At 57.3% G+C, this 16636-nt stretch carries 15 protein-coding genes and 1 pseudogene; 7 read left to right on the top strand and 9 right to left on the bottom strand.

Annotated elements, in window-relative coordinates:
* Positions 1–4: 4 nt before the first annotated feature.
* Positions 5–370, bottom strand: a complete 366-nt coding sequence (locus tag RQ738_RS06295) for a group 1 truncated hemoglobin (RefSeq protein ID WP_314162870.1) — start codon at positions 368–370, stop codon at positions 5–7.
* A 124-nt stretch (positions 371–494) separates the two neighbouring features.
* On the opposite strand from RQ738_RS06295, the gene RQ738_RS06300 reads away from it, so the two are divergent.
* The 3 genes from RQ738_RS06300 (at position 495) to RQ738_RS06310 (ending at position 2653) form a co-directional block, all read left to right on the top strand.
* Positions 495–926 (top strand): Rrf2 family transcriptional regulator, encoded by a 432-nt coding sequence (locus RQ738_RS06300; RefSeq protein WP_314162871.1) that lies wholly within the window; start codon positions 495–497, stop codon positions 924–926.
* Between the two features lie 110 nt (positions 927–1036).
* Positions 1037–1507, top strand: coding sequence for a YbaK/EbsC family protein (locus tag RQ738_RS06305; protein ID WP_314162872.1), 471 nt, complete (start codon positions 1037–1039; stop codon positions 1505–1507).
* Between the two features lie 96 nt (positions 1508–1603).
* Positions 1604–2653, top strand: coding sequence for a COX15/CtaA family protein (locus tag RQ738_RS06310; RefSeq protein WP_314162873.1), 1050 nt, complete (start codon positions 1604–1606; stop codon positions 2651–2653).
* Between the two features lie 1062 nt (positions 2654–3715).
* On the opposite strand, the gene RQ738_RS06315 is transcribed toward RQ738_RS06310, so the two are convergent.
* Positions 3716–4510: a sulfite exporter TauE/SafE family protein gene (locus RQ738_RS06315; RefSeq protein ID WP_314162874.1), complete on the bottom strand. Its 795-nt coding sequence runs from the start codon at positions 4508–4510 to the stop codon at positions 3716–3718.
* Position 4511: 1 nt separating this feature from the next.
* Positions 4512–5735, bottom strand: coding sequence for an APC family permease (locus RQ738_RS06320; RefSeq protein WP_314162875.1), 1224 nt, complete (start codon positions 5733–5735; stop codon positions 4512–4514).
* 172 nt (positions 5736–5907) lie between these two features.
* On the opposite strand from RQ738_RS06320, the gene RQ738_RS06325 reads away from it, so the two are divergent.
* The gene (locus RQ738_RS06325; RefSeq protein ID WP_314162876.1) at positions 5908–7827 is read left to right on the top strand and encodes a transglycosylase SLT domain-containing protein; all 1920 of its coding nucleotides are present in this window, start codon (positions 5908–5910) and stop codon (positions 7825–7827) included.
* A gap of 53 nt (positions 7828–7880) precedes the next feature.
* The gene (locus RQ738_RS06330; RefSeq protein ID WP_314162877.1) at positions 7881–8789 is read left to right on the top strand and encodes a complex I NDUFA9 subunit family protein; all 909 of its coding nucleotides are present in this window, start codon (positions 7881–7883) and stop codon (positions 8787–8789) included.
* On the opposite strand, the gene RQ738_RS06335 is transcribed toward RQ738_RS06330, so the two are convergent.
* The gene (locus RQ738_RS06335; protein WP_314162878.1) at positions 8681–9844 is read right to left on the bottom strand and encodes an aminopeptidase; all 1164 of its coding nucleotides are present in this window, start codon (positions 9842–9844) and stop codon (positions 8681–8683) included. The two genes, RQ738_RS06330 and RQ738_RS06335, sit on opposite strands and share 109 nt — an antisense overlap.
* A gap of 124 nt (positions 9845–9968) precedes the next feature.
* Positions 9969–11153, bottom strand: coding sequence for a sulfate adenylyltransferase (gene sat, locus RQ738_RS06340; RefSeq protein WP_314162880.1), 1185 nt, complete (start codon positions 11151–11153; stop codon positions 9969–9971).
* Between the two features lie 202 nt (positions 11154–11355).
* Between sat and RQ738_RS06345 the strand changes: the two genes are divergently transcribed.
* A complete protein-coding gene (locus RQ738_RS06345) occupies positions 11356–12597 on the top strand; it encodes a multifunctional CCA addition/repair protein (protein WP_314162883.1) in 1242 nt (413 codons plus the stop codon).
* 13 nt (positions 12598–12610) lie between these two features.
* Here the strand turns inward: RQ738_RS06345 and RQ738_RS13735 are convergent.
* From RQ738_RS13735 to RQ738_RS06360, 4 genes and pseudogenes are all read right to left on the bottom strand, one after another.
* A pseudogene (locus RQ738_RS13735) lies at positions 12611–12745 on the bottom strand (cysteine-rich CWC family protein); the annotation flags it as partial.
* A gap of 13 nt (positions 12746–12758) precedes the next feature.
* Positions 12759–13154, bottom strand: coding sequence for a VanZ family protein (locus RQ738_RS06350; RefSeq protein ID WP_314162885.1), 396 nt, complete (start codon positions 13152–13154; stop codon positions 12759–12761).
* Positions 13154–13951, bottom strand: coding sequence for an undecaprenyl-diphosphate phosphatase (locus RQ738_RS06355; RefSeq protein WP_314162888.1), 798 nt, complete (start codon positions 13949–13951; stop codon positions 13154–13156). The genes RQ738_RS06350 and RQ738_RS06355 overlap by 1 nt, the downstream gene beginning before the upstream one ends.
* Positions 13952–13963: 12 nt before the next feature.
* The gene (locus RQ738_RS06360; protein WP_314162895.1) at positions 13964–15145 is read right to left on the bottom strand and encodes a class I SAM-dependent methyltransferase; all 1182 of its coding nucleotides are present in this window, start codon (positions 15143–15145) and stop codon (positions 13964–13966) included.
* Positions 15146–15237: 92 nt separating this feature from the next.
* Between RQ738_RS06360 and RQ738_RS06365 the strand changes: the two genes are divergently transcribed.
* On the top strand, positions 15238–15981 hold the full coding sequence (locus RQ738_RS06365; protein ID WP_314162898.1) for a pteridine reductase: 744 nt from the start codon (positions 15238–15240) through the stop codon (positions 15979–15981).
* The last annotated feature ends 655 nt before the right edge of the window (positions 15982–16636 follow it).

The following is a 16636-nucleotide window of genomic DNA, read 5'->3' on the forward strand; positions in this document are numbered from 1 at the left end:
CGGCTTAGCGGTTGAGGACGTCGTCTTTGGTACTGCCGGCAATGGTCATGACTTCGGCAACCAGATCAGCCGGCACATTCAGTTCCTCGAGCGTTGACTGCAGGTGACCGGCCACGGCATTGAAATGATCTTCGTTCAGACCTCTCGCCACCAGCGGCGCATGCGCGTTACGCATATCGGTACCGGTGTAGTTGTTCGGGCCACCAAAGGCCATGGTCAGGAATGACTTCTGTTTGGCATGCTGGGCTTCCATATCAGTATTATCAAAAAATTGATTAATGCTGTCATCGGCCAGGACCTTGCGGTAAAAAATATCCACGGCGGCATCCACCGCGCCTTCGCCACCCAGTTTCTCGAATAATGTACTCATTGTTATAGTTCCTGTTTTTTATATTAAAAAATGCATTTTAATTAAATATGCATCTTGAATACATATTTAATTCGTATAAGCTTAGAGCATCCGGAGAAAACTTCAAGACCTGCCGAGAAAAATTATGCAATTAACCCGCCACACCGACTATGCCCTGCGAGTGCTTATGTACCTGGCCGCCAACCCTGAACGACTCGTGACCGTCGCGGAACTGGCCGGCTTCTATGCCATTTCCCGCAACCACCTGGTCAAGGTGGTACAGGGTCTGGTCGAGCACGGCTTTGTGCATACGACACGTGGCAAACAAGGCGGCATGCGTCTGGCCTCCACCGACGAGCGTATCAGCATCGGCAAGGTGGTCCGCAAAATGGAAAATCACTTCAATATCGTGGAGTGTTTTGATCAGGAACAGGCTGACTGCGCACTCGATGGCGCCTGCCGCCTGAAGGGCTTGCTGGCACGTGCGACCGAGGAGTTTTTGCACAATCTTGATGGCGTCACCCTGGCTGACATGACCAGGCCCAGGCTGCGCCGGCAGATTGTCAGCCTTCAGTAGACGCGGAAATCGCGATTAAAAATTTCTATTTCCGCTTTATTTCAGCCTGTGCCTATACTGGATTACGTTCCGCTTTACCCCGTCATTCCCTACCACCCGGGAGGTGCATCATGGCCATAGCCATTACGCTCAGGCAATTCCTGCAGAACGAGAACATTGATTACGAGATTCTGCATCACGACAAGAGCCGAACCAGCCTCGAGACGGCTGCGAACGCCCATGTTTCCGGCGACTGCGTGGCCAAAAGCGTGCTCCTTGAAGACGATACCGGCTACGTCATGGTTGTCCTGCCCGCCTCACACGAGCTCGACATGGCGCGCATCCATGAGCACATCTCGCGACCACTGACGTTCGCCCATGAGACCGTGCTGGCCCGGCTGTTCAGTGACTGCGAACCGGGCGCAATCCCCCCCATTGGCACCGCCTACGGGATCGAGACCCTGATCGATGACAGCCTCGCCGAACAGCCTGATATCTATTTTGAAGCCGGTGATCACGAGGCACTCGTACACGTCAATGCAGAGAATTTTGATGACCTGACCCGTGATGCCATGCACGGGCACTTTAGTCACCATCTATAGACATATAAACAGAACCACCGGCGAACCAGGCCCAAACCCGTAACTTTGGTGTACAATTTCCGCGCTTACTGCTGCGACACGGGAACCTGTAACACCATGGATACATCTTTGCCCAACGAACAACGTGACAATCGTCAACTGGCCTACTGGCTGCTTACTGTCTGTGCCCTGATATTCGCCATGGTCGTCCTCGGCGGCGTCACACGCCTGACCCATTCCGGCCTGTCGATGGTGGAATGGAAGCCCATCGTTGGCAGCATCCCGCCGCTCAGTGAGCAGGAATGGCAGGAAACCCTGCAGAAATACCGCAGTTCCCCCGAATATCAAAAAAAGAACAAGGGGATGTCGATAGCGGAGTTCAAATCCATCTTCTGGTTTGAATACACCCATCGCCTGCTGGGCCGCCTCATCGGCCTCGCCTTCCTGTTGCCCTTCCTGTATTTCCTCGTGCGCGGCAAGATCCGGCGACGACAGATCCCGACCTTCATCACCATGTTCTTCCTCGGCGGGCTGCAGGGTCTGCTCGGCTGGTATATGGTGAAAAGCGGCCTCGTCGATGTCCCGCAGGTCAGCCAGTACCGGTTGACCGCGCACCTGGTTGCCGCCATTACCATCTATCTCTTCATCCTCTGGGTGGCCCTGAGCCTGTTGCGCAGTGGCACCATTGAGGTTCGGGACCGCAGTCTTGGTGCCCTGAAACGCCACGGCCAGTTCACCACGGCAATCATTATCCTGATGATCATTTCCGGTGGCTTTGTCGCCGGCACCAAGGCCGGCTTTGTCTTTAACACCTTCCCGATGATGGATGGCCAATGGCTGCCACCGGGTGGCATGGCCTTGCAACCGTGGTGGCTGAACCTGTTTGAGAACATGGCCACCATCCAGTTCAACCATCGCCTGCTGGCGGTAGTCGTGAGTGTCGTTATCTTTACCTATGCCCTGCGGGGCTGGCGCAGCAGGGCCATCAGCGACACCACCTGCTTCACCTTCACCCTGCTGTTCATGATGCTGTTGATCCAGCTCGGCCTCGGCATCTCAACACTGGTTTACGTGGTGCCCGTTGCCCTCGGCGCGGCACACCAGGCGGGGGCCTTGTTGCTCCTGACGATTGCGGTAATTTTGAATCATCGCTTGCGGGTGCATTGATTTGGTGTTTTTTTTGTTCTTTAATTTTTAAAGGCTTAAAGGCTTAAAGGCTTTTAAACCTTTAAAGGCAGTTGTTTTTTACACGCTGCGCCCAGCGCGTGTTACTTTCTTTGCTCGTGCAAAGAAAGTAACCAAAGATGCCCTGACGACACTGGAAGTGACGTAGGGTACTCATGATGAACGCTGATAAGCGTTCTATGAGATAGCGCGCAATACTCACAGAATCCCTTCGGGCTTCATTGTGAGTACCCTAACCTTCCTCCAGAAGGTTCAGGGAAACTCACCCGTTTGCTTAACGGCTTCATGCAACCTTCACTACGTTGCGGTTGCGCCTACAAACGGGGTCGACTGCACGTGAACTTCCGGTCATTTCCTGCGCGGCTCGGCGGCATCAAAGGGGAGGAAAATCGTTTTATTGCCTATGTTTGGTAAGGATGGGTTTGATTTTGGGTCCCGTTATTCGCCGCCGAGCATCGCAGGCGAAGCGGGATTATAGCGAGCACTGTTTGAGCGCGGAAAGTGCGGAGCACAGCGCGAGTTGCGCAGCGCCCGCTTCGACGAGAAGCACAGGGAACCCGAAGGGCGGGGAATCCGGGCGCCCTTTCTTTTGGTGCCTTTTCTTTAGGCGAGCAAAGAAAAAACACACGCGCTGAGCACAGCGCGGAAAGAACAGTTGTTCTTGGTAAGGGGTCGGAGTCGCGCGGGCGTGGTGATTCGCTGGAACAACAGGCCGCGACGTTGGCGGGTAGATCAAAGGTATCTATAGTCAGCGACTCCGACCCCACTGGATATCTGTGCCCGGCTTGCTATGGGTTTGTTTACAGGATAAGGGGTCGGAGTCGCGCGGGCGTGGTGATTCGCTGGAACAACGGGCCACGACGTTGGCGGGTAGATCAAAGGTATCTATTGACAGTGACTCCGACCCCGCTGGATAGCTGTGCCCGGCTTGCTATGGGCTTGTTTACAGGATAAGGGGTTCATTAGGTATTTCCTAAGCGCTATAGCAAATAAACCTGATCCAGAGTAACAACAAAAACACACTCAACACCCGCCAGGGAGAAATCAACCCATCAACATTTTTACCCCGATAACCAGTAACAACAGCGCAAATACCCGCTTCAGGCTGACCACCGGCAGTCGATGCGCAAGCACTGCACCGAGAGGGGCAAACAGAATACTCGTGCTGACAATCCCGGCAAACGCCGGCCAGTAGACATAGCCACTACTCCACTCGGGCAGGCCGGTTTCATGCCAGCCGGTCATCATATAGCCAGTTGCACCGGCAACCGCGATAGGCAAACCACAGGCTGCCGAAGTGGCCACCGCCTGGCGCATGGCAACATTACACCAGACCAGGAATGGCACGGTCATGGTGCCGCCACCAATCCCGACAATACTGGAAATAACACCGATGCCTGCCCCCGCGGTCAGCATACCGGCCGTCCCCGGCACACGACGCTGTGCGTCAGGGCGTGCGCCACTCAGCATCTGCACAGCGACGAGCAACTCAAAGATACCGAACACCTGGCGCAAGCTTGTTGCCGACAGGTAATCCGCGATGACGGCACCCAGCAGGGCACCGAGGATAATCCCAGGCGCGAGACGCACCAATACCGGCCACTGTACCGCGCCATGCCGGTGATGCGCCCAGGTTGACGCAATCGACGTGATGACAATTGTTGCCAACGAAGTGCCGATGGCCATATGCACCGTGTGCACGGACTCGATACCTTGCAGGCTGAACAGAAACACCAGCGCTGGCACGATAATCAGGCCGCCACCGACCCCGAGCAGGCCGGCCATCAGGCCCGCGAGACTGCCGAGCAACAAGTAATAAAACAGTATCTCGGGCAGCATATTAAACCACTAACCAGTGATACAACTGGAACAACAGCAGCGCGAGGGTAAAGACGATCCCGCCGATGGGGATGATGATCGGATAGACGCGCACACCTGCCACCACGGGCTCACGCCGTTTTATCACCACCAGCGCAAGGTTGATGATGGTAAAAATAAACAGGGTGATGAAACTCGTCACCTGCGCCAGCGTCAGTAGCGGTAACCATATGGCCATCACCCAGATGACGCCTGTCACGACTGCCGTCGCCAGCAACGGCGTGCGTGTGCGTGCATTCACCCTGCCCAGCGGGGCCGGTAGCCAGCCCTGTCGTGCCGAGCCGTAGAGCATGCGCGAGGCCATGATGATCTGCACAAGCACCCCGTTAACCACTGCCACCACGCCCACCAGGCCAATAAAAAAGGCTTCTTTACCGGTCACGCGTGTATAAACGGCTGCCAGCGGTGCCTTGCTGGCTGCCAACTCCGCCACCGGCACGGTCAGCGAGGCGGCGATCGCCACGGCCAGATAAATGAGTGTCGTAACGACAATACTGATAAAGATCGCGCGCGGCAGATTCTTCCGCGGCTGCCTGACCTCTTCGGCGATATTGACCATGTCCTCGAAACCGACAAACGCATAAAAGGCCACAAAAGACCCCAGCAGGACCGCCTGCCAGGCCGAAAGACTGAAAGCGGGTAACAGGCTGTCCAGGCGCGCGGGGAGTTCAACAAAATGTTCGCGTGCCACCCACAGGATGATCACCAGACCGGCTATCTCCAGCAGGGTCAGCACGGATGCCGCACCCACCGATTCACGAATACCCCAGGCCGCAATCCCGCCGAGCACAAGGACGATGCTACTGATCACCAGCCACACCGGGACGTCGATGAATAATTGCAGGTAGCCGACCACACCGCGCGCCAACGTCGCACTTGAGACCACGCCGATGCAAATGATCAGGAAGGCCATCAGCAGCGAGACATGCCTGTGCGCAAAGGCGGCATGGACATACAATGCCGCCCCCGCACTCCGCGGGTATCGCGCCGATAACTCGGCATAGGCAAAGGCGGTAAAGGTCACGAGCAGGGCGGCCACCAGGAATGCCAGCGGCATGTAATTACCCGCGACCCCCGCCACCTCGCCAACCAGCACGTAGATACCGGCCCCGATAATGGTGCCGAGGCCATAGAGGGTGAGCAGGGGCAGGGAAAGGCTACGGCGGAGTTCCACTTGATCTGACATGCATTGATTATGCCGTACTCTGGCATTAGATGCCCATGCCCGTGCGCCACCGTCATGCCGGACAGCGTGGTAAATTGACCCGGTGTTTTTTCTTCGTCGTGGGCTTTATGTATCTATACTCACTGCTGATTTCATGTCAGCATAGAACCGTGATTTACGAGTACTACCCTTGATGATTATACGTACCTGCCTCGGCTTTCTGCTCTGTCTTTGCCTGCTGCCTCTACCGGCATATGCCGGTCTTGACCAGCAACGTACGGATTTTCTCGAGGCGCGCAAGGCCGTGCGGCAGGGCGACACTGCCCGTTATAAAAAACTTCTCACCGGCCTGCAGGATTACCCGCTCAAGCCCTACCTCGAATATGAAGCCCTGCAGCGCGGTCTCGACCAGCAGCCCAGCGGGCGTATCCACGCATTCCTTGAGGCTAACCAGGATTCCCCTCTGCAGAAACGCCTGCGCCGGCAGTGGTTGACCAGCCTGGCCCGCCAGGGGCGCTGGCAAGAATTTGTCGCCGACTACCGTGATCTGAATAACACCCGGCTTGCCTGCCAGTATGCGCATGGCCTGCAAAAACTCGGCAGACACAAGCAGGCAAAAATTGCCGCCGAGGCCCTCTGGCTAACCGGTAAATCACAACCGCGGGCCTGTGACCCGGTGTTCAAAAGCTGGCGTGCCAGCGGTAACGCCAGCCCGGAACTGATCTGGGAACGCGTCCGGCTGGCTATGCACAAACGCCGCCCGAGCCTGGCCCGTTACCTGGCAAAGTTTCTAGGTCCCGAGGATCGAACCTGGGTCGAGCGCTGGTATCGCATGTATCGCCAGCCGGCCAAAATGCTCGATCACCCGGCTTTTAAAAAAGACAACTCCCTGGTCAGGGAGATCCTGCTGCACGGCCTGGAACGCCTGGCCCGCCTCGATGCAGCCGAAGCAACAAAACGCTGGCATGAGATCCGTGACCACTACAGCTTCAGCCGCGAGGATATCGGCAAACTCGAACGCCGCATTGGCCTGTCAGCGGCAACGCAGGGGCTCAGCGATGCACATGCGCTGCTGGATCGCGTTGATATCAGCTGGACGGATAACACCGTGCACGAATGGCGAGTACGCAGCGCACTCCGCGCCGGCAACTGGCAGGCTGCCCTGCAAGGCATTGAAGCCATGCCCGCCGAACTGGCGCAGCAGCAGAGCTGGCGATACTGGCGGGCACGGGCACTGGAAAAAACCGGTTTCAGGAAACAGGCCAATGAGCTCTACGCCAGCCTTGCCGCGCGGCATGATTATCACAGTCTGCTGGCCGCCGACCGCCTTGGCATGGCCTACTCACTCGAGGGCACCTCGCTCACGTCCAGCGAGGCCGAGCTTGAGAAGATTCGCAACATCCCGGGCATTCGCCGCGCCGGGGAGCTTTACCATGTTGGCCTGGAAATCGATGCCCGCCGCGAGTGGCATCACACCATCGCAAGTTTCGACAAACGCCAGCTCCAGGTCGCGGCCATCCTCGCCAACCGCTGGAACTGGCATGACCGGGTCGTCTTCACCCTCGGCCGCACGGATACCCTGGATGACCTGAAACTCCGCTTTCCCATCGTCTATGAAAAGCAGGTTCGCCGGCATGCACAGCGCAACCAGATCGACACCGCCTGGGTCTTCGGTATCCTGCGCCAGGAAAGCGCTTACATGAGCGATGCCCGCTCGCACGCCGGCGCACTCGGACTCATGCAGCTTATGCCACGTACCGCCCGTTACGAGGCGCGTAAACTCAAGCTTCCATTGGCTAACCAGTACGATATCCTGGATGTCGACAAGAATATCCGCCTCGGCACCGCGCACCTGAAACGTGTACTGGATATCAACAATGGCAACCAGGTACTGGCCACCGCTTCGTATAACGCCGGTGCCCAGCGCGTGAAGAGCTGGCTGCCGGAGTCCGGACAAATGGATGCCGATGTCTGGATCGAGACCATGCCTTTTCATGAAACGCGCAAATATGTAAAGAGAGTCATGTCCACCATGGCGATTTTTGAAAAACACCTCGGCGAGCCGGTCAGCCCACTCGAACAACGCCTGACTGATATCCGGCGCACGCCTTAAGGCACACCCGTTGCCGGGTTTTCTTCTGCCCGGCAACGCTCTATGCTTGGCCGATGAAACGCATCTGCATACTCGGTGGCAGCGGTTTTGTCGGTAAATCACTCTGCCGGCTGCTGGCCGGCAATGACTGGCTGGTGCGGGTGCCTTCGCGCCGGCCGGCCAGCAGCAACCCAATGCTGCAAACATTGCCCGGCGTGGAGACGGTCCAGTGCGATATCCATGACCCCTCCCAACTGGCAACGCTGCTTACCAACTGCGATGACGTCGTCAACCTGGTCGGGATCCTCAATGAGCCAGGCAATGATGGTAGCGGCTTCCAGCACGCCCATGTCGAACTGGCCCGCAAGGTGATAGAGGCCTGTCAGAACGAGGGCATAACGAGACTCCTGCACATGAGCGCCCTGCATGCGAATGCGGAACGCGGGCCGAGCCATTACCTGCGCAGCAAGGGCCAGGCCGAACAGCTGGTCATCGAGGCCGGTGAACAGGACCTGCAGGCGACACGTTTCCGCCCGTCGATCATCTTTGGCCCCAATGACAGTTTCTTCAACCGCTTTGCCTACCTCTTGCGCTTCGCCCCGGTCTTTCCACTGGCCTGCCCGGATGCACGCTTTGCACCTGTCTACGTCGAGGATGTGGCGCGTGCCTTTATGCGCTCACTCCATGATGACAGCACCATCGGCCAGGGCTATGACCTGTGCGGGCCGAAAACCTATACCTTGAAAGAACTGGTCAGTTATACCGCCATGTGTTGCGGTTACCGTCGTGTGATTATTGGCCTGAATGACAGCCTCTCCAGGCTGCAGGCAAAAATGCTCGGTCTGTTACCCGGCAAGCCGATGAGCTATGACAACTACCTGTCACTGACCGTCGACAGTGTCTGTGACGAACCCTTCCCGTCCAGGTTTGGCACACCCACCGCCATTGAAGAAGTCGTGCCCGAGTATTTGTACCGGGGATGAGCCGCGCTCAGCTTATCCAGTAACCGACGGCGCTGACCGGCCTCCATGTCAGCGAGTTTCGCTACCACCCGGTAAAACGCTGGCAGGTTGCCCTGCTGTTGGGCGAGCAGGGCCTGGAAGGCGGGGACATCCTGATGGTACGTGCCAACAGGTGCCAGTACGGCATTGTTTAAGCCTTTTTTGAACCAGTGATCATAGCCGGCATAACCGTGCCAACCCTCTTTCAGGGCTCGGTAGGCGCGGCGAAGCCGGTTCAGTATCCGGCGCTTGGCGGCACGCATGTACCGGGGCGGTTTCTGACTTGCATACAACTCGAGCAGTCTGCTGCGATACTCCAGGAGTAAGCCGATAAAGACCTCGTCACGCTGCCGGTTCAGGGCATAGTCGGCGAAATCCCCGCCCTGTTGTTGATGCGCCAACCAGCGCTGTACCCCTTCGAGTTGCACCGTCATGGCAAACGACTCATTGGCCTGGGAATCATTTTCCAGATAGACCTTTTCATGGGCGAGTTCATGAAACAGAATGGCGGCACTATCCAGCGCCGGGTAACGCAATACCGAATTATAAACAGGGTCCGCGAACCAGCCGCGGGTTGAATAGGCCGGTGACGGTGCCACATGCACATCCCAACCCTGGGCCCGCAAGTCATCGGCGAGTTCATGTGCACACTGCTCGTTAAAAAACGGCCGGGAACCGTGGCAGCCCACAAAGGGATAACACCACTGTTTTTGCCGCAGGGAAAACTCCGGTGTCGCAAATACATTCCATAACACGTAGGGCCGACCGACATCACTGTAGCTTCGATAGCTTGCGGTATCCGGCAGGTGTAATTCATGTATCGCGAAGGCATGGGCCTTCTCTATATATTGCAGGTGTTCGCGCAGCACTGCCGGCGTCTGTGGATCGGCGATCACCTCCGGAATGGGCCGGCGATTATTCATGACCTCAAGCTGCCCTGCGGCGGCGTGACCATAGTAGGCCAGCTCGGCACAACCGCTGACTACAAGAGTCGCCGCCACCAATATGATATGGGCTGAACGCAGGGCAATCTTCATTGATGATTTATGATTGCTGATTGATGAATGTTCCTGAATCATCGATCATCAATCCGCGATCATCAATGATTTTGCACAAAAAAGCCGCCCGAAGGCGGCTTTTTTGTGCAAAATTCCAGCCTTGTTAAAGGCTGGAGTAGTAGTCGATCAGGATCTTGGCGACTTCAGGACGCGAGAATTCCTTCGGTGGCGCTTCACCATTACCGAGCATTTCACGTACCTTGGTACCTGACAGCAGCACAAAATCTTCCTTTTCATGGTCCGGGGCTTCGCACATCATGACAACCTTGTTGAGCTTCTTCGACCAGGCAGTATGGTCGGCCTTGAAGATCTCGATATCCATGGCACCGGCGGGGACTTCTTCCTCGAAGATGGTCTGGGCATCAAAGGCACCGTAGTAATCACCGACACCGGCATGGTCACGGCCGATAATAAAGTGTGTCGCCCCCATGTTCTGGCGGAAGTAGGCGTGCAGCACGGCTTCGCGTGGGCCGGCATAGAGCATGTCGAAACCGTAACCGGTGACCATAGCGCTGTTCGGCGGGAAGTACAGCTCGACCATCTTGCGGATGGCGGCATCACGAACCGGCGCGGGGATATCACCCGGCTTCAGCTTGCCAAGCAGCATGTGGATAACGAGACCGTCACAGCCGAGGCGCTCCATGGCCATGTGACAAAGCTCTTCGTGCGCCAGGTGCATCGGATTGCGTGTCTGGAAGGCGACAATCTTCTTCCAGCCGTGTTCGGCGATCTCGTTACGGATCTCCACGGCGGTGCGGAAGGTATCCGGGAAATCATCGAGGAAATAACTGAAGTGCAGGACCTGGATAGGACCGGCGATGGCAAAGCGTCCGACGCTGTTGAAGGCGGCCACGCCCGGGTGTTCCATGTCATCAGTGCGGTAGACCTTATCGGTCATGACCTTCATCTGTGCGTCGCTGACTTCCTCGATGCTCTCGACGTCCTGAACGGCGATGACGGGATTGCCTTCCATGTTCGGGTCGCGCAGGGCGATACGCTTGGCACCCTTGATGGCGGTGACATCCTCAACCAGGTTCAATACCGGCACCGGGAAGAACTTGCCATCGGTGGTCTTCATGTTTTCGGCACAGCCCATGGCATCCGCCACGTTCATGAAGCCTGTCAGCGGGGTAAAGTAACCACCGCCCATCATGACCGCGTTGCCGGCGGCAGCGGAACTGATCATGATAGATGGCAGTGTTTCCGCCTCCTTCTCAAGCGCATGGTGTTCGTTAGAGTCATAAACGAACAGCGGCATGAGTTCGTCGGCACCAACAGGTTTGATCATGGGTTTCTCCTGATATTTTATATAAGATTCGGTATATGCGGGGCGCGCAAGCACCTACTCCACACAGGGAGGCTTGTTGTACAACAGGATGGCCCCGTGTTTCAAACAAAATTACGCTGATGCGAGGGTTCACGGGATTTATAATGGGGTAATCTTGCGGGCCGGGCAGGGTCGGCGGCCGGTCCGTGGTATTCTCAAAAGTATGAAAATCTATCTGGTTGGCGGCGCGGTCCGTGACAAATTACTCGGCCTTGAGCCCCGGGAACGGGACTGGGTGGTCGTTGGCGGCATCCCCGATGAACTGCTTGCCCGTGGCTACCGGCCCGTGGGCAAGGACTTCCCGGTGTTCCTGCACCCGGAGACCCACGAGGAATATGCACTGGCGCGCACCGAGCGCAAGACCGGGCCGGGTTATACCGGCTTTGCCTGCCATGCCGCGCCCGATGTGACGCTGGAGGAAGACCTCGCCCGCCGTGACCTGACCATCAATGCCATCGCCGAGGATGAAAACGGCGAGCTCATCGACCCCTTCCACGGGCGTGAGGATCTGAAAAAGGGGCTCCTGCGCCACGTCTCACCGGCCTTTGTCGAAGACCCGGTGCGGATCCTGCGCATTGCCCGGTTTGCGGCACGCTTTGCCCACTATGGCTTCAAGGTCGCCCACGGCACGAATGCGTTAATGCGCGAAATGGTCGAGAACGGGGAAGTCGATGCGCTGGTGCCGGAACGCGTCTGGAAGGAGCTCGAAAGAAGCCTTGGCGAAGATCGGCCGACGGCCTTTTTCAAGGTCCTGCGCGGCTGCGGGGCCCTGACCAGGCTGTTCCCCGAGATCGATGCACTCTACGGCGTACCGCAACCGGAACAGCACCATCCCGAGATCGACACCGGCGTGCACGTCATGATGGTGGTTGAACAGGCCTGCCGCCTGAGCGACGACCCGCGGGTGCGCTTTGCCGCCCTCACCCATGACCTCGGCAAGGGCACGACCCCCGAGGAGGAGTGGCCGAGCCACAAGGGCCACGAGCAACGCAGCGTGAAACTCGTGCAGCAGTTATGTGACCGCTACAAAATCCCCAATGACTACCGCAAGCTCGCCGTGATCACGGCCGAGTATCACACCCATGTGCACCGCGCCTTTGAGATTCGGCCGGCAACCCTCTACAAGGTGCTTGAGGCGACCGATGCCTTCCGGCGGCCGGAACGCTTTGAACAATTCCTGCTCGCCTGCACCGCCGACTCACGCGGGCGCACCGGCTACGAAGACAACGCCTTTCCGCAGGCGGACTTTTACCGCGCCGCCCGCGATGCCGCCGGCAAGATTGACGCGCAAACTCTGGTCGCCAGCGGTCTGCAAGGTGCCGAGATCGGCACGGCGTTGCGCGAGCAGCGCATTGCGGCGATTGCCGCATGCAAAGAAAGTTACGACCAGGGTGAACAGGCATAGGCCGACATAAGCAACCCTGATAGTGCCGCGCAATCTGTTGCCGCTGTTCAGGAGTCAAGACAAGCCGGGCGCAGAAACACTGCCGCACATCTTCCTTGTTGCATGAAAACTGTTGCCTGCAACGCGGGCAGACCGCAACCGATGACATAGCCGACTCCCTCTTAATGGCGCAGGATAAGGCGTTCGCCGGCGAGCAGGATTTTCTCCAGCCCGCCACGTATCAACAAGCCGGCCACCAGCACGCCGGCGCTATTGGCCAGCATGTCCGCCCATTCGAAACTGCGAGTGTTCACCAGCAATTGAGCAAACTCCAGCGCCACCGCCAGCAGGGCAAAGATCACCAGCTGGCGCTGCCGGGCGGCGACACTTTGATATAACTGGGCAAACCAGGCGGTCACCACGAAGTAACCCGAAAAGTGCAAGACCTTGTCAGAGTAGCGCCCGGGCATATCCATCGGGTGCGGGGTCAGGGTGGCATATAGGATATATGCCCACATCGCCATGCCGATAAGCCACCACAGGCTAAACAGGCGCAAGGGTTGTCTGTGGTCAGGCATTAATAGAATACGACCAGCAGGGCAATGCCGAGCACGAGTCGATAGACCATGAATGGCCACATGCCCATCCGGCTGATGAATTTCAGAAACAGGTGGATACACAGGTACGCCGCCAGCGCTGACAACAAGGCACCCATGAGCAGGGCCTGCCAGTCGGGGGGGATATCCGTCTGCACCAGCTTCATGGTTTCCAGCCCGCCCGATAGGACGATAACCGGGATGGACAATAAAAAGGAAAAACGCGCCGCTGCCTCGCGGGTCAGGCCGAGCATCAGGCCGGCGGTCATGGTGATGCCGGAACGGGACGTGCCTGGGATCAGGGCCAGGGCCTGGGCCACGCCGATAAATAAAACATTACCGGCATTCAGCGTGTGCTCGTCACGCACCCGCCGGCCTCGCCAGTCCGCCCAGCCCAGCAACAGGCCAAAGCCTATCGTGGTCGTGGCAATCACCAGGGGTGAGCGCAGCTGCGTGGCGATAAAGTCATGAAACAACAAGCCGCACAGGCCGACCGGGATCGTGGCCATCAAGACCGCCCAGGCAAGGCGGCTCTCGCCAACCTGTCTGCGCGCATACACCGAGGCAAACCAGTCACGGCTCATGGCGTTGAGTTCCTTGCGGAAGTAGAAGACCACGGCAGAGAGCGTGCCGACATGCACGGCGACATCGAAGGCCAGGCCCTGGTCGGCCCAGCCATTCACCATTGGCGCGAGGATCAGGTGCGCCGAACTCGAAATCGGCAGGAACTCGGTCAGTCCCTGGAGGAGGGCGAGGATAATAATGTGTTCTGGTGACATGATTTTTTTATTCTACAGGCGCGCGCGCTGATCCTGAAAAGAAAACCCGCTCAACGCCAGGTCCAGGTTCCTGCCAAAGGCAATCGCCTTGAAAAGCTCGCCCATCTCCGAGGGCAACACGAGTTGCTTGATCTGTTGTGCCAGCGGCATGGGGTCTTCGGCATCGGCAATACGCTGTTCAATGCCCAATGATAACAGCAGGTGTGCCTGGGTCGTAAACCCGAGCACATCCAGGCCACAGGCCTGCGCGGTCTCGGCCATGGCGGTGAAATCCACATGCGCCGTGATGTCCTGCAGCCCCACCAACACCAGCGGGTCCGGGTGGGCACGGTGACGGTAATGACACATCAGGGTACCGCCACTGCGTTGCGGGTGATAAAACTCGTGACGCGGGAAACCGTAATCGACAAACAGGATCAGCCCTTCGTCCAGAACCTCGCTGATACTCTGCAACCAGCCCTGCGCGGCGAGATTAATCTCTGATTCGTAACCTTCAATAAAAGGTTCACCAAGCTGTGACTCCAGTTGCCTGACCGCCCTGGTTAACTCATCCGGTGCCGGTCTGGGCTGGTAGGTAAAGCCCTCGTCTGCAAGCACCACGTGCAGCTCGCAAACCTCGCCAGCTTGAATAAGGAAACGCTGCACCGGCATCGCGTCGAGTAATTCATTGCCGAGGACCACGCCACGAAAGCCGGACAACGGCAGAGCATCCAGCCACTGCACTCTTTCGAGCAAATGCGGCACCTTTTGCTCTATAGTTTGCTGTTGGCGCTGACGCAACTCGCCGCTGAGTTCGAGAATGAAGTAACGGCCCGGCAACTGCCCGAACCGTTCCAGTTCAGCGAGGATGTCCGCCGCCATGACCCCGGAACCCGCGCCCGCCTCGAGGATGTCGGCATGGTCGAGGCTTTCCAGCACCTGCGTGCACTGCACGGCCAGGGATCGGGAAAACAAGGCTGAAGTCTCCGGTGCCGTGGTGAAATCCCCTTCCCGACCGAACTTGTGCAGGCCACCGCTGTAGTAACCCAGCCCGGGGGCATACAGGGCCAGCTCCATAAAACGGCTAAACGGGATACTGCCGCCCTGTCCCTGTATCTCGTCTTTTATAAGGACCTGTAAACGCTCACTATGCGCAAGCGCCTCCGGGCCGGGCCCGGGCAGGGCGGATTTGTTTTTGTCAGGTGTATGCATCATCGGCGGGTTTTGCGCTACAGTTAGGTCTTGTTGGCTTACTTACATATACAGGAATCATTGTGGAGCATAATACACCGTCGGCAAACGATACAATGTCGAGCTTGCAGGGCAAGGTCGCCCTCATTACCGGCGGCGCCCACCGCATCGGCGCCACCACCACACGCATGCTGCATGCCGAAGGCATGAATATCATCGTCCATTACCGCTCTTCCCGCGACGCGGCCCAGGCCCTGCAGGAAGAACTCAATGCCAGGCGTGAGAACTCCATTGTCCTCATCCAGGCCGACCTGCATGAAACCGCCAAGATCACCGAAATGGTCCGCGAGGCCAGTAAGGCCTGGGGCCGACTCGACGTCGTGGTCAACAATGCCTCGAGTTTTTACCCGACCCCCATCGGCCAGATCGATGAAAAGGTCTGGGATGACCTCATCGGCAGCAACCTCAAGGCCCCGCTGTTCCTTTCACAGGCCGCCGCGCCACACCTGAAAACCAGCCACGGCTGCATCGTCAATATCGTCGACATCCACGCCGACCGCCCGCTGAAGAACCATACCGTCTACAGCGTCGCCAAGGCCGGCCTGGTCATGCTCACCAAGTCACTGGCCCGCGAACTCGGCCCCGAAGTGCGCGTCAACGCCGTCGCCCCCGGCGCCATCCTCTGGCCGGAACGCGAGATCGACGACGTCACCAAGAAACGCATCATCTCCGGCACGGCATTGAAGCGACAGGGTCAGCCGGAAGACATCGCCCGTGCGGTGCGGTTTTTGATCAAGCATGCGGATTATATGAGTGGGCAGGTGTTGACCGTGGATGGTGGGCGCACGTTAACAAATTGATTGCCCTGAACCTTCTGGAAGAAGGTTAGGGTTGCCCCGACCCGGAACGGGTGTGGTACTCACAATGAACCTCGAAGAGGTTCTGTGAGACAGCATAATGAACCCCGAAGGGGTTCTTTGCGCATTACGGATTGATGATTGATGATTTTTTAAAAGCCCAACGCAGAGACGCGAAGACGCAGAGAACGCAAAGTAGCTGTAGGTCGGATTAGCGCTAGCGTAATCCGACATTATGGATAAAAGGCTTTTAAGTTTTTAAAGAACATTTGTTTTTTACGCCCTCACCGCGGGCGTGTTACTTTTCTTTACTTGTCTAAAGAAAAGTAACCAAAAGAAAGGACATGTGGGGTGATGATAGAAATGAGATAAGAAGAAAAGAACAAAAAAACGAAAAACTCCTTAAAAACGGCGAACATACGCCGATTCGTCCCATATCGTGATTTACATCAGAATTGCGACAAATTTGTTACTAAGTGATCTTTTTTCCGGTAATTAACATGCACAATACCGGAGAAAAACGGTCACTAAATTATCACCAATCAGGTCATAATCGGGTCACAAAACGCTTCTGAGGCGTTTTAGATTGGCATTGGTGCTTTGTTGGCCTATCATTAAGGGGCAAGTTGTGGCCGCCGTGACAACCGGGAAATCGCCG

Source organism: Sulfuriflexus sp. (assembly GCF_032250955.1).
Lineage (GTDB): Bacteria > Pseudomonadota > Gammaproteobacteria > AKS1 > AKS1 > Sulfuriflexus.